This window comes from Pedobacter psychrophilus, from assembly GCF_001652725.1.
Classification (GTDB): domain Bacteria; phylum Bacteroidota; class Bacteroidia; order Sphingobacteriales; family Sphingobacteriaceae; genus Pseudopedobacter; species Pseudopedobacter psychrophilus.
This window is the reverse complement of the sequence record NZ_LWHJ01000022.1, coordinates 184,983-200,165: the sequence shown is the minus strand read 5'-3', so window position 1 is coordinate 200,165 and position 15,183 is coordinate 184,983. Positions and strand designations below refer to the sequence as shown.

The window sequence follows — 15,183 nt, the reverse complement described above, 5'->3', positions numbered from 1 at the left end:
CCTGCAGGTGGTTAATTATTAAAATTGTAAGTTAACATTGCTCGCACTGTATAACCGTTTTGCGTACTTAAATCTCTTATTGCATTAGATGGAAGTACACTACTTTTAGTCGCATAAAAAACCGGCCCTCCGCAAACAGAAAAGCCGACTTTTGCATTTGATGGCGCATAATTTAAGGATGGGCCAATCAATAATTTTGCTCCACCTTCCGCTTCATCCTCTTCCCAAAAGCCTTCCAAATCCTGGCCAACAGCTTCTACACCAGCAAAGAATGAACCTGCCAATTGATGATGAAATCCCACGGAAGTTGTGAAATCAATCTTGTCTCTGCTTCCAGAAAATGCTTTTTCAAATAATAAGTTTCCGCCTAATCTCCATTTTAAAGCATCCACTGAACCGGTAATTCGGCTAAAAACAGCTCCTACACCATCCCAATCGCGGTTAACTCCTACTCCAAAACCTAATCTCGGACCAAAAACTTTTTTGCCTCCAATAAAATCCTTGATAATTTCGGCCTGTTGTGAACTTCTAGTTCCTCCATTATTTGCAAAACCTATAGCCGCATTCGCATAAATTGTAAACTTATTGCCTAAATATCCCTTGGCTGCGAAACGCTGATCTAAACCATCGTATCCAAACTGGCCTGAGGTATGTTGCCCATAACTACCCGTATAATTAAGATTCCATTTAGGGGTATTTCCGGTTAAGGTGTTTACCGAAAAAAGAAATGGGTTTGTATTTCCATTTGATAATTGAGAATTGTTGCTTTGTGCTTTTAATAAAGTTGTACTAAAAACCACGGCAAATAATAGAGTTAAAATTTTTTTCATGCGCTTATAATTTAAATACAAACTTAAGGGTACTATATGTTTCTGATGTTAAATGATTGTTTCTAAAAGTTTAAATTATCAGTGTAATATTCCATAAAAACATATTTAAAACATGTTACAATTGTTTCTATTGATGTAAAAATTGTATGGTGTTTTAAAGCTATTTTGAATGAGTCTCCAATCTCTCAGTTTTTAATCCTTCTCCGCTTACCTCTAAGCTATTTTACCTCTTTCATTTGTTGATTGAATCAAGCGGGTAGAGAGCGAAATCAGACGGTTCTTTTTCTTGTGCTCCTATGGCCAATCCTATTTTTCTCAAAAAATTAATCGCTTTTATATTGCTTGCTTCTTTCCAGCCTTCTTTATTGAAAAATCCATGATTTTCTCCCTTTGCAACCCACAATTCGGATGTGATTTTATTTTGATTTAAAAGTTTTAAAAATTCTTCACCACCGGGTTTGAATTTATCTTCGCTACCGAAAAAAAGAATAGAAGGCGGTGTTAACTTGTTTACTAAATTTAAAACATTTGGATTGTATCTTTTCTCTGGAATATAAGCGGGATTGTATAAAACCAATGCTTTTGCTTTCGTGGATATTTTGAAGTTGTCAGAATTTTCATTGATATCGTTATTCAAGGCTACTTCTGTAGCTAAAAATCCACCGGCAGAACCGCCTCCCAATAAAACCATATTGGTATCTAATTGAAGTTTTTCTGCGTTTTCTTTAATCCACCTTACAGCAGATTTAGCGTCCCTAATACATTGCGCCACCTGACTTTGAGCACTCGGATCGCCTTTAGGCAATAAATGATAGTTTGCGGAAACCGTGACAAATCCTCTTTCAGAAAAAAACAGGCATTGCTCTTTCATTTGCTCTTTATTCCCCGTAACGAAACCTCCTCCGTGAAAAAAAATAATCACAGGCGCATTTCCAGTTTTTGTTGATGGTTGGTAAACATCAAGTTTTAACTGTTCGCCATTTATATTTTTATACTGATAAGTGCTTACTTCCTGTGCAAAAGCAGTGAAGGTTGCAATCATCAAAAATAAAATCAAAGCATATTTTTTCATCATCATTAATTGAAAAATACATTTGTAGAATTAGCTTCTTTAGCCTTTCCTTGATAACGCCATTCTAAATTTAATTGAGGCGTGTTATTTGGTGATTTTAAATGATACAGCTTTAATGAATGCGCAAATCTGCCTACTGTTGGAATATTGAATATAAAACCCTTACGTATTCTCCTATTTATTTAATCAAACTTATGGTCAAAACTATTTGGAATAATTCCGAGACTACCCAAAACATCACTGCTTGCCGCCTTAACGTTATACTCCATTTTTCCTTCCCTAACTTTATTTAGTGCTGGAATAAAAGGTTTTGCATCTTTTACATACAATAAATAATTAATGGCTATTAAGGCCAAATCTGCGTTTTCGCTTTGTATTACTTTGTTCAAATATTCTTCTGCCTCTTTAAGCTTAAAAACATCATAAGCAATTGACGCTGCCGTAATATTTGCTGGCGGATAGGAATCCTTTATCGCAGCAAGAATTTCTTTTTTAAATTGCTTTTGTATATCTGGATTTTGACATCTTAAACCTAACATTGCCCAATACCTTACATCCTCAATAGGGCTATTCAATAAAGCGGCCTGCTTTTTAGCGATATCTAAACCTCTAAACCCAGATAGTGAAGCGGCATCGTAAATTTCTTTAACAGGATACTTTCCGGGAAATTGACGGTACTCATATGGCGTAGAGTTTTCAGCTATTAATTTGGTTTTATACTCTGGCAACAACAAAACGTCTTGGTTAGCAACCATGTGTTCTCCAAGTGCAGATCTAAAGCTTTTAAGCATTGTTTGATATTGTGATTCAAGGGCTAGGTTTCTTGTTTGCCAAGGATCATTTTTTGTATCGAATAATACTTCTGCATTACGTGGATTAAATAAACTTTTCTGTAAACTATCTAAATTCCCTTCTGCCAAATCTTTCCGCATTTGCTGTTTAATCTCCCCAATTTCCATGTACCTGATAAACCTTAACTCGGGCTGGTAAGCCATAAAATTTCTTGAGTATGAGAATCTTCCGTCTGTAATGGTTCGCACTAAATCAGGACCATTATCCGACCTGTCATTTGATAAGAAAATCTGTTTTACCGGTTTAGACCGATTTTTCCCAATCAAAACCCTTCCAGTTAAATAATCGGGAACTTTACCACCAGCCAAAGTGATTAATGTTGGTGCTAAATCTTCAAAATCTATCAATTCATCCGTAACTATACCACTTTCTCCCCATGGAGATAAATGCTTATACATTGGCGGAAACCAAACAATAAATGGAACTCGGTAGCCAAAATCAATGCCGTTTGTTTTGCCACGAGGCATTCCTTCGCCATGATCGGCGTAAAAAAAGATGATGGTACTATCTTTTAAATGATCTTTCTCTAGTCTTGCTAGTAAATCTCCAATTTCGTTATCGGTATATTTTATAGAATTGTAAACGCGGGCAAATTGCTTGCGCATTTCTGGCGAATCATGATAAATTGGGGGCATTTTAAAATCATTATCGCCAATTCTTTCTTCTGGTTTCAACTTATCATAAATCTCTTTTTTGTAATCTTCGAAAGGCAAAGTCATTGTTCTGCTTTGGTGAGATTCGGTATAATTAAAAACCGCAAAAAATGGCTGACCGGGTTTTCTTTTCCACCAACCTGCTTGTCCAGAGCTTTCGTTCCAAGCTTCGTTAATAAACTTACGCTCGTTAATTAAATTATAATCGGTCTTTTTATTATTGGTGGTATAATAGCCTTGCTGTTGTAAATAATAAGGAAAACCTTTAATATAATCAGGAATTGGAACGCTGCTTCTATGATGTCCTGTTCCCAATTTATAGGTTTTTACTCCTGTAACAATAGCCGAACGACTTGGAGAACAGACGGTTCCTGTTGAAAAAGCATTGGTAAAACGAATCCCTTCTTTCGCCAGTTTATCTAAATTGGGAGTTCTTGCATTCTGGTTACCATAAGCTCCAATAAACTGTGGAGAGGTATCTTCAATAGTTATCCATAAAATATTAGGTTTTTCAGTTTGATTTTGCTGTGCAAAAACAAGTACTGAGCTGAACGTTAATATTGTTAAAAAACTGATTCCGGCTTTTTTCATTTGATTTTATTTATCGTTTCTATAATTGGATGTGTTTATGACCCAATCAATCTATTATGGTTTAATGAGATATCTCACTAGGTTATACCAAATTTTGAACAACCGAAATTGTTATATCGGTAATGTGATAATACGGAAGTTTCTCGATCTATAATTTACTCAGCGGTTGTAATTTGGTTTAGTATTACTAGGTGTTTAATAATACGTCTAATTCTTTTATTTAAAAATATAGTAAAAAATAAATTTGAAAAGACTTGTTGGCGAATTTTATTAGCTTTTTCCTGATTTGTTATAAGTTTTCGTTCTACTTCAAGAGTTGATATCTTTTAGTCAATGACCTACCGCATAAATCGTTTCAATTTCTTCAAGCGATTTCCCCATTGTCTCTTTCAAAACTTTTAAGCAAAATATAAGACTTAAGGTACTGAAACCCGCAAAAACCCAAAATACACCGGCAGAACCTATATTTTGTAGCAGCCAAGGAAAAAACTGACCAACTACCCAAACCGCACCCCATAAAATAAAGGTGCAAAAGGAAACAGCTTTTGTTCTAACATCATCTGGAAAAATCTCACTGATGAGTATCCAAGTAATTGGACCAGCAGATAACGCAAAACAAGCTATAAAAAATACCAGCATAGATATCAGCAAGAAGTTTTCTGTATAATTGAAGTAGAAACAAAATCCTACGGTTATTAAAGATAGTATCATTCCGCATAAGCCATAAACCAATAACTTTTTTCGACCTAATTTATCGGATTGAGTGATGGCTACAAATGTGAAAAGCACATTAACCAAACCAATAATAACTTGAGTATTTAGCGCATTTGTGTCTGAAAGTCCAGCTTGCGAGAAGATTTTAGGGCCATAATAAATAATCGCATTGATTCCGCTAAATTGCTGAAATATGCATAGCAACGCTCCAGTTAATAATGGAATGCGTAGGCTCTTATGAAATATTGAACGTGTTGCACTACCTCGCTTTGCAGACGCTTCCTGAATTTCATTGTACATGACAGTGGCCGTTTCAGAGGGATTTGTTGCTCTTAAAATCTTTAATGCTTTGTCTCCTTTGTTTTTAGAAATTAACCATCTAGGACTTTCCGAAGTAAAAGCCATTAATAGCATAAAAATTAATGAAGGAATGCTCATCACCACAAACATGCTGCGCCATACTTCTTGCTTAAAAAACCAAACGTAAAAATCGCTTCCGCTTATAATTTCATTAGATAGTGAAAGTAAATAAGAGTTAGAAAAGTACGCCAATAAAATGCCTATAGTGATAGCCAATTGATAAAAAGCCACCATACGCCCACGAATTTTGGAGGGAGAAAATTCTGTGATATACAATGGACAAATAACAGAAGCAATCCCAACGCCTAAGCCACCTGCTAGTCTAAATAAAATTAATTGCTCAATATTTGAAGCCCAAGCACAACCAACTGCAGAAAGTAAAAACAGAAAACCCGAAAGTAATAAAATAGGTTTTCTACCTAACTTATTACTAATTAAACCAACAACTATTACCCCTAAAATGCATCCGGCGAGACCGCTACTTACAAACCAGCCTTCCATATTAGTGTTTAGACTATATTGACCTGAGATAAACTCTATAGTACCCGAAATTACTGCAGTATCAAAGCCAAAAAGTAACCCTCCGACTGCTGCTGCAATACAATTAAAAACGACCTTGGTCCTGCTTCTATCTTTGGTAATCATCGTCATAGCGTTTAATATCTTCTTGTTGCCAGTTGCCGAAAGCTACTTCTAAAACCCTTACTTCTTTATCTCCAGTGCAAGATAGTCTGTGTTTTTCTTCCGCTTTAATCCAGATTTCATCCCCAGCGTTATAAACTTTTTCTTCTTCGCCAACCTGTACTTTTGCTCCGTCATCAATCACTATCCACAGTTCTGCTCGGCCAATGTGCGACTGCAAGCTTAATCTTTGTCCGGGTAAAACGGTCATTAAACTAACAGTACAAGGTCTGTTATTTGCAAATTGTTTAAACGAACCCCAAGGGCGTTCTACAAAACCAATCGCTGGTTTTTCTGATGGAATTTCTGCTGCTGTATCTTTCATAATTTTTAAGGTTGTGTGCGTACAAATGCTTTCATTGTGGCGCAAGTTTGTCCAGTACTTTCTCCGTATGGAGTGATGGTATATTCGCCTACTTGAGCAGGAATAATAAAGGTTTCTGCATAATGAACTATAAATGGTTCAAACGATTTTGAGGGACTTTCTATAATTGCTTCTCTACCCTCTACTAAATTGAGAACGTTAAGATTGCCATGGGTATGATGGTGCACCTTTTTGCTAAACCAATGTCTTCGAGTTTCTATAAATTCTTTTTGATGAAGGCCCGTACGCTCCTCTATCCAACCCTCTCCTTCCGCTAATTGCTCAAAGCAATTAATTAATTCTTTTTCTGTTTTTTCTGGAATTTGATTCCAATTGAGTACTTTTTCTCCGCGTTCTACATTGATGGGGCGAGGTTTGCCATCAAGTCCTAAGCGTCCCCAATCCCACAACTTAAAAGTGAAAATATAGGGGGTAGCACTAATTTCTAGCACCATTGCACCTTTACCAGAACAGTGAATAGTTCCAGGAGGAATCAATATATGGTCATGTTTTTTAACTGGCCATTTAGCGGCATAATTTTCTGCATCAAACTGACCTGATTCTTTAGCCTCTTGCAAATCCTTTATCATTTTATCAGCATCAACATCTTGCTTAAAACCTAAGTAAACAGTCGCTTCATCATCAGCATCTAAAATATAATAGCTTTCTTCCTGCGTGTAAGGAATTCCAAAATGTTCTTGGGCATACTCAGTAGTGGGATGAACTTGCAAGCTTAAATTACCTCCCTCTATGGTATCTAAAAAATCGAAACGGATTGGGAATTCATCTCCAAATCTACCGTAGACAGAGCTTCCCAATAATTGTTCTGGCTGGTAAAAAACTAGATTGATAGAAGGAGTTTCAAATTCAATGTCTCCAAATTTGAAAAGGAGGCTGTTCTCTTCGGGAACGCAATCAAAACACCATGCAAAGTTTTTCTCACTCCGGTCTAAATCACAAACTTCTTTCATCCACTGCCCACCCCACGGACCTGGGTCAAAAAATGGCACCACCCTAAAAGGTTGATTAACTAGATTTTTTAACGCATCTCTATAAACTTGCGCCTCTACTATTTTAGGTTCATTTGGTGTCACAGAATCTAAAACGAAATCCCATTTATCAATAATCGATTTTTTGTGCCTATCGCAAACACGCCAATCAACAAAATAAGCTCTTTTGTATTGTAATGAACCTTTCAATTCTTTGTTATTTGCTCCAAGATTTGAAACTTCGTTTCTGCGATAACGTAATTGCCCTTCCCATCTTGGCATATCCGCGTAAATCAATACATCAGCTTTGCTTAAAAGAGCCGCACCAACGCCATAAAGAAGGATATTTCTATCTTTTACATCATTAATTTTACACTTAATTTCAGCTAACTTTTTGGCATCGAAAAAATCTTGTAGGTGCAAACGAGTTAGATAACCAAAAACCTCATCATCGGTCACATCCGGATAAACCATTTTATCTATTTCTTCCGCTGATTTCATGGCATCAGAAGAAAGAAAAATATGACTAGGATCAACAATATTTTTAAAATTCGAGATGAGTTCGTCATCGTAAACGCCCGTATAACAATCTACAACGATGATATTTTTTTTACCGCTCTCTGTTTTAATAGCCAGTTTATTTTTTATCGCATCCCAACCAGAAACACATTCACCATCATTAGCATTTACAGAAATGCTTGGTCTTTTGTTGTAATTGGACTTAAATTTTAAATGATTCAAAACTTTAATTTTTAAATAATACTTCTATTCCAATTAATGCGGCTGTATCCGGATAAGCTGAGGTTACAATTTCTGGTAAACCTGATGGGCACCAAGCTCGATTTTTAATAATATCTTTCAAAAATGGCATAATGACACTTTCAGAATGCATGACTCCACCACCAACAACCACGACAGATGGATCGTAAGCATGGATGAGATTAACAATACCTAAAGCCCAAACATACATGCAATGTTCCCGTAAGTGTTTAGCTAGTTCATCAGTCTCATTCTCTATTGAGAAAATTGAAGCAATGTTAATTTTATTTAGTTTAGTGAGGTTGCTTTTACTGTACAAATGGTGTGCTTTCGCTAACTGATCAACTCTCCAAGTGGAAGCTATCGACTCTAAACATCCATATTTACCACAACTACAAACATCTTTTGTGTTATGATAATCCATTATAAAATGTCCACCTAAAACACCCGCCTGATAATGTTTACCCCTTAACAATTTGTTATCAATTATGGCTGAAGTGCCTATTCCTGTCCCTAACATAAACATAACCATGTCTGGAGATTTATTGCCAGCGCCATATTGCCATTCGCCAAGACAAGCAAGCCTTGCATCGTTTTCTATTTTTACTGCTAAACCTAGCTCCTGTTTTACCCAAGTTGCCAAATCAAATTCTGGTGCATCTTCGTATTTCCCACTGGTATCTATAATGCTGTTTTTATCAGTATCTACCAAACCTGGAAAAGCAATTCCAAGTCCTTTAATTTCACCATTTAGTTCTTTTTTTAAGTAAGCCACTCGTTCCTTTATAAAAGGAATATAAGTACTCAATGGTTTATTTGGAGCTATTTCTTTGATAAATAAATGCTCGACCTCGCCGTTTTTAACAACTCCAGTCTTTATTCTTGTACCACCCAGATCTATTGCTATTATCGCCATTAGACTACTACGAGTTCAGGGTTTCCGTTTTGATCCATCAATCTGGCTGAAAAGCCATGATCAGCAATTTCTTTATAGTCATGCCCCGCATCAGATGGCCAGCAAGCTCCAAAAGATAAAATGGAATTTCCAGTATTAACCACACGATGAGCAGTATGTGCTTGGATATAATGCAAACTTCCTTCTGTCATTTTTTCCATGCGGGTGTTTCTATCTCGATCCATTAAAATCAAATAACCTTCCCCCTTTATTCCCCAGTAATATTCGGCTCTGTCAGATAACTCGTGAAAATGTCCTCTAGTCATAAAATACTCATCTGCAACTTTGCCTGGATGAATTTTTGTAATACCTAAGTATAAACCGCCCAAAGTACCTTCTTGAACTGGCAGATAGGCCTGCACTTCATAAACCAATTTATCTTGATCAATTGCAGCTCTTGATTTTTCATCAGCAAAAACATCTTTTAATAAACCAATTGAAGTTACCTTATTGATAACTTCCTTTCCCTTTAAATCGTCGCTAAAAAATGTAATTGAAGAAAGTGCTGTATGTGTTGTCATAAGTATTAATGTTTAATTCTTAATTCTATAAATCTTATTTTGTAGCGTAGTTTATAAAATTAGCAGGTACAGGCATTTCAAAAAATTTGTATTGATATTGCTTTCCAACTTTAATATATCTTCGGCTAAGTTTTTTCTCCCTACTACCTTCTTCGGTAAACTCAGTTAATAGCAGATAACCATCAGTAACTTTTGGCAAAATAAAAGAATATGGAATGTCAACTCTGTCGGCTGCTGGAAGGGTTACAGCTATTTTATCAGAATATACCGACACTCCTTTTGAATTAAGAAGTTTTACCGTTAAACTTCCTTTTTTTATCTGGTTAGCATCGTTTACTCCCCTAAAATTGAAACTTAAAACCTCACCAAGGTTGTGAATGGGTTGATCTTTTGCGAATCTCTCGTCTGTAACGTTGATAAAAATGTTCGTTTCTGCAAAACAATGTTTAAACCAGTATAAAGTAGGACTTGGGTTCAAATCTTTGATGTGCCCGGTAAACCAATCTCCCGTGTAACCATAGTTGTTAGTTAAAAGACAAAACGCCAGTAAGCCAGCAACCGACTTGTTACTACGCATCCATTCTGTTTCGCATTGTAGCCAATAGGCTTGGAAACTTCTTCTCTCATCAACAGTTGTTTTATCTCCCATATAAAAATCATAAATAGGTGTGGTTAACTTACTTGGGGTTCCGTCCCTCCATAACCAAACCCAACCATATTCGTTTACGAGTTGTGCTGAGGTTGACTCTTCCAATTCTTTAACAATTTCAGGTTTAAATTTTAAGTTGCCTAGTGGATAAGGCGTTTTATTGATGCCGTCTTTCTTTCTTCCTTGATAAGTGTGAGGCTCATCCATATCATCACCAGACATTTGATCAGCAGTCATGTAACCTGCATCCCAAATCCGAGTAGGATCAAGTAATTTTAATTCTGGAATTAAGGCGGTTCCGATATATTGGTTCCTATTTTCATTAATCGCATCCCATATCACAATACTTGGATGCGAACCATCAGACCATACCCAGTCTGTGTATTCTTTCTTTATCTGATCGTCCCAACCATGCATTTGCCAGTAAAGCCATTCGTTTTGGAAGAGCATACCGTATTCATCTGCCAAATCGTACCAAAAATCAGGAACAATGCCAACACATATTCTCATGCTATTCCAATCCATCTGTTTTGGGATATCAATCAATACTTTTTTTACCCATTCTTTATCCCAGGCGAGATTACTAGCTTCCGGATCTTCAAAAAATCTTTGTAAGGTTATGTTTGAGCCACGTAGATAAGTTTTTTCATCATTCAAGTAAAAAGATTTGCCCCTGCGTTCAAAATCTCGCATACCAAAAGCCCTTTCTACCTGATCTGATTCTTTATTGCCATTTAATAAAGTGATTTCTGCGGAATATAAAAATGGATCATCTGGCCCCCATGCATGAGGGTTATCCATTGGAATATCAACACTCAATTCACCTATTTGATCGCGTAAAATATTAACCACCCCTTTGGTTTCCGCAATCAGCTTTCTGCTTTTTTTCTCATAAATCTTTACGAGATAATTTACTTTATCCATTTTAGGGTCTGCAGGAACTGAAAAGCGATTTAAGTTCCAGATTTTTGCTTTTACGGTTACTTTCTTTTCTTTTAAAAAAGGTAAAGCCAATACACGGTTAACTCTGATTTTATTGGTAAAAGAAATTAAAACATCATCCCATATCCCAGGAATATAATGTTCTTTCTCTTTATCTATGCTTCCTGCCGCCTGACTTGGTAGCCAAAAACGATCGGCAACTTTTATTAAAATTTCATTTTCTTTGCCAAATTTTAGTGCTCTTGTTATTGCAACATCTATAGGCGTATAGCATTCTATATAATTGCCAAGGTCTATTCCATTAACAAATACCTGAGTTACGTACTGGCTTTTTTTAATGGTTAAAACGGCATCAAGATCTTTTAAATCATCACTAATAGTAATTTTCTTTCTGTACCAGCTGTATCTTGGAGTATAATCTGTCAATATCAGTTGTCTTTCCCATCCACCATCTATGGATTTATCTGGTTGTTTAAAGAATTTATTATACTCTTCAATTTTGGGTATTGCCAAATGCACTAATCCAGGAACAGGAATTTTTCTCGTAAAATTTGCCGGACGAAAGGCCATCACTGTCTGGTCAAAATCCCAGATTCCGTTCAGGCTAATTGTTTTACGTGGAGCATCTGCAAAAGCAGATGTGGAAATTAGGGTTATCAGGATGATAATTAAGCGCAGTGTTTTCATTAATATTTGATTTAAACAACCTATTAGTTATTGGATTTTCTAGTTTATTTTAAAATTTTAATTCATTTGTATATTAGAAACAATGCGTTTGGCAACTTTAACATCATGCGGTAATTGCCAAGTTTGCTTTTCTTGATTCTTCTTATCCTCATGCAAATCAATCATGCTTTTTATAGCAGGCAATGCTGATTTAACATCTTTATTCATGCTTTCTAATACCGTTAAAGCCTCAAGACGTTCTAACTCATTATCAGATTGAAGACTGTTATTTAAAGCTGTTATGCCTTTAGTACTTTTATTCAAACTATATAAAGCTTCAGCAGCTGCTATCCTAACAACAGCTTCATTATCATTTAATAATTCAGTAAGTTTCTTCTTTGCTTTTAGCGCTTTTTTACCTAAAATGGTACAGCCTGTTGCTGCCCAATACCTCACAATTGGGTTTTCGTCATTTAATCGAGCAATCAATTCGGGTAAATGATCGTTGTTACGATTAATGGTATAATCAACTGTTTCTAAAATTCTTTTTAATGGATAATTAGAACTTTGCGCATACTCATAAACAGTGCTATTTTTAGAAATATCAACACGCATTGATTCTGGTATAAAGCCTGCATCATTATTTTTAATCATCAACTTGTTAAAATCATTTCGCATCTTTTCTAAAATGTTCTTGTAATTTTTGTCGTTGATGAGGTTTGTTATGTTATATGGATCTGCATTTACATCATATAATTCTTCGGTAGGTTTTGCAAACCAAAAAGAAGATTGTAATGCGTTTAGTTTCCCTTCTTTGAAAGCTTTTTCCCAAGAAACGATAGATTTCGTTTCCCAATAATACTCGTTATGTTGTCCGTAAATTTTATGAGGCATATAATTGCGGATGTACCTATACTGCTTGTCTCTTATAGTTCTTGACATTTCAATGGTCTCATCAATTCTTCCTCTTAAACTAAGTGCGTATTGTTTTTCAGCTTCTTGATATTTCCCAAGAAATGGAACACCTTGCATATTTTTAGAAGTTTTAACACCTGCCAAACTTAAAACTGTTGGAGCAAAATCTTCAAAAGAAACTACCCTATCAGTTATACTCCCTATTGGAGATGGAGCCAAAGATTTATACTTCTCTGGGAAGCGGATAATAAGTGGCACATGTACTCCAGAATCATATAAAAACCGTTTACTTCTTCCCAAAACACCACCATTATCACTATAATAAAAAACGATTGTATTATCTGATAAACCTGCCTCATCTAATTCTTTTAACAGTTTCGCAACCTGGTTATCCATCTTTTCAATTTTGTCGTAATAAAGCGCAAAATCTTTTTTCATTTCGGGATTGGAAGGCAAATAAGGAGGTATTACTACTTTTTCTGGATCATGCTGTAAATTTTCGTAAGAGCCGTGAATTCCAATGCTGCTTTCGTGTGTTACACCTAAATTAAATACTGCAAAAAATGGTTGTCCCGGCTTTCTGTTTTTGTAAGTTGCTTTGCCATTCGATTCGTTCCAAACATTTTTTCTTTTAGTGGTATTATAATCTTCTTTTGCATTATTTGTTGTATAATAACCTGCCTCTTTTAAATATGAAGGAAAAAACTTGATAGAATTTGGAATAGGATAATCGCTTCTCATTAATTCAATTCCAAGAGAGCTTGGGTGCATACCTGTGATTAATGCAGCTCTGGAAATTGCACACGCTGGGTTTGAAAAAGCATTTTGATAAAGAACACCTTCCTTAGCAAAATTATCAATATTAGGTGTAGTAGCATATTTATCGCCATAACAACCTAGCATGGTCGTGTTGTCTTCGCTAACTATCCAAAGAATATTTGGGCGTTCATCATTTTTTTGGGCGATGCTATGTATTGAGCAAATCATCAATACAGAAAATATAAAAAAGAGATTACGCATAATTAATGTTTTAATGTTTTTATAGAGGTAGCTTTATTTGTTCTATTTTGGTTCAAAAATCAGTTGCTGGTATCCTTATACCTTAATTGTAAATCTTTCAAGTCTTTCTTTAGGTTTTCTAGCAGATTAGCATATGTCTTGTCATCGTATATATTTTTCATTTCTTGAGGATCACTTTGTAAATCGTAAAGCTCCCAAGTATTTAACTTTCCATAAAAATGAATCAGTTTATAGCGATCGGTTCTGATGCCATAATGGGGAGTTATTCCATAAGCGTCTTCATAATAATGATAATATATTTTATCTCTCCAGGTAGTTGAGCTTGATTTATCAGATAAGATTTTTTTCATAGACATGCCCTGCATATCATTAGGCGGCGTTATTCCCGCATAACTTAAAAGTGTAGGAGCGATGTCTAAATTCATGACCATTTCATCTAGTTCTTGTCCTTTTTTAATTCCTTTTGGATACCTAATCATCATTGGAGTTCTAAAAGATTCCTCATACATAAATCTTTTATCGTAAAGCCCATGCTCGCCCAAAAACACACCCTGATCTGAGGTATAAATGATAATTGTATTCTCTTCTAAATTATTGTTTTTTAAATATTTCAGAACTCTGCCCACGTTATCATCAACTGATTTTACGGTACGCAAATAATCTTGCATATATCTTTGAAACTGCCATCTAATCAATTCATCTTTGTTCTTGATACTGGCATATTGCGCATAAACTTTTTGATAAGCTTTATCCCAAATTGCTTTTTCTTCTGGGCTTAAGCGTTTAATTTCTCTTTTATATGCATTAGGATTAAATTTGTCTGTTTTATTATTTCCACAAGTATCGCAAGGCACTTTATTGTCTTGATCAATATCTAAATCATTGATCATACTAGTTTTATTTTGCTGTAACGCCAACCTGTTTTTATAATCATCATAAAATGTGCTGGGCATTTCGAAAGTTCTATCGTTAAAAAGATTCAAATTATCTAGTGGTGGCATTTGGTTACGATGCGGAGCTTTTTGATGAATCATTAAAAAGAAAGGTTTTTCTTTATTAGCGTTGATCCAATTTAGCGCAAGGTCTGTGGTAATATCTGTTACGTAGCCTTTATAAAGTGTATCTTTTCCCAGCTTACTAAAACCGGGTTTATAATAATCTCCTTGTCCATGTAAGATGTTCCAATAATCAAAGCCTTGTGGATCAGTTTTCAAATGCCATTTCCCAACAATCCCTGTAGTATATCCATTTGATTTTAAAATTTTCGGAAGCGTTTGCTGGCTGCCATCAAAGGTGTCTTGATTATCTCTGAAACCATTTATATGAGAATATTTACCAGTCAAAATAACTGCCCTGCTTGGTCCGCAAAGAGAATTTGTAACATAAGCTTTCTTAAATAAAGCGCCTTCTTTTGCAATTTGATCTATATAAGGTGTTTGTATAAGACTTTTATCATAAGCACTTATTGCATGATATGCATGATCATCAGACATGATGAATATGATATTAGGTTTTTGTTGAGTATTAATAATTTTATTTTTTTGGGCACTGCAAGAAACTATAAAACAGGCTATTATAATAACTAATACATATTTTTTTAGATGGTTTTCATATCTTGAATAAATAGTTATTTTCATAAAATGATGAATT

The 15,183-nt window shown here is 35.2% G+C and carries 11 protein-coding genes; all 11 read right to left on the bottom strand.

The window, feature by feature from the left end; translation table 11 throughout:
• Nucleotides 1-11: 11 nt before the first annotated feature.
• A complete protein-coding gene (locus A5893_RS05660; protein ID WP_068821586.1) occupies nt 12-830 on the bottom strand; it encodes a hypothetical protein in 819 nt (272 codons plus the stop codon).
• A gap of 232 nt (nt 831-1,062) precedes the next feature.
• The gene (locus A5893_RS05655; RefSeq protein WP_198342281.1) at nt 1,063-1,902 is read right to left on the bottom strand and encodes an alpha/beta hydrolase; all 840 of its coding nucleotides are present in this window, start codon (nt 1,900-1,902) and stop codon (nt 1,063-1,065) included.
• A gap of 182 nt (nt 1,903-2,084) precedes the next feature.
• Nucleotides 2,085-3,998, bottom strand: a complete 1,914-nt coding sequence (locus A5893_RS05650; protein ID WP_068821584.1) for a sulfatase family protein — start codon at nt 3,996-3,998, stop codon at nt 2,085-2,087.
• A gap of 330 nt (nt 3,999-4,328) precedes the next feature.
• Nucleotides 4,329-5,717 carry a sugar porter family MFS transporter gene (locus tag A5893_RS05645; protein WP_068821583.1) on the bottom strand — a complete coding sequence of 463 codons (1,389 nt, stop codon included), beginning with the start codon at nt 5,715-5,717 and terminating at the stop codon, nt 4,329-4,331.
• Complete coding sequence (locus A5893_RS05640; protein ID WP_068821582.1) at nt 5,701-6,078, bottom strand: phosphomannose isomerase type II C-terminal cupin domain; 378 nt, start codon at nt 6,076-6,078, stop codon at nt 5,701-5,703. The genes A5893_RS05645 and A5893_RS05640 overlap by 17 nt, the downstream gene beginning before the upstream one ends.
• 5 nt (nt 6,079-6,083) lie before the next feature.
• On the bottom strand, nt 6,084-7,847 hold the full coding sequence (locus A5893_RS05635; protein ID WP_068821581.1) for a class I mannose-6-phosphate isomerase: 1,764 nt from the start codon (nt 7,845-7,847) through the stop codon (nt 6,084-6,086).
• 4 nt (nt 7,848-7,851) lie between these two features.
• Nucleotides 7,852-8,781: an ROK family protein gene (locus A5893_RS05630; RefSeq protein WP_068821580.1), complete on the bottom strand. Its 930-nt coding sequence runs from the start codon at nt 8,779-8,781 to the stop codon at nt 7,852-7,854.
• Nucleotides 8,781-9,341, bottom strand: a complete 561-nt coding sequence (locus tag A5893_RS05625) for a glucose-6-phosphate isomerase family protein (RefSeq protein WP_068821579.1) — start codon at nt 9,339-9,341, stop codon at nt 8,781-8,783. The genes A5893_RS05630 and A5893_RS05625 overlap by 1 nt, the downstream gene beginning before the upstream one ends.
• A gap of 34 nt (nt 9,342-9,375) precedes the next feature.
• Nucleotides 9,376-11,619 (bottom strand): glycoside hydrolase family 2 protein, encoded by a 2,244-nt coding sequence (locus tag A5893_RS05620; protein ID WP_068821578.1) that lies wholly within the window; start codon nt 11,617-11,619, stop codon nt 9,376-9,378.
• A gap of 57 nt (nt 11,620-11,676) precedes the next feature.
• Complete coding sequence (locus A5893_RS05615) at nt 11,677-13,533, bottom strand: sulfatase-like hydrolase/transferase (RefSeq protein ID WP_068821577.1); 1,857 nt, start codon at nt 13,531-13,533, stop codon at nt 11,677-11,679.
• 59 nt (nt 13,534-13,592) lie between these two features.
• Nucleotides 13,593-15,170, bottom strand: coding sequence for a sulfatase family protein (locus tag A5893_RS05610; RefSeq protein ID WP_068821576.1), 1,578 nt, complete (start codon nt 15,168-15,170; stop codon nt 13,593-13,595).
• Nucleotides 15,171-15,183 lie beyond the last annotated feature (13 nt).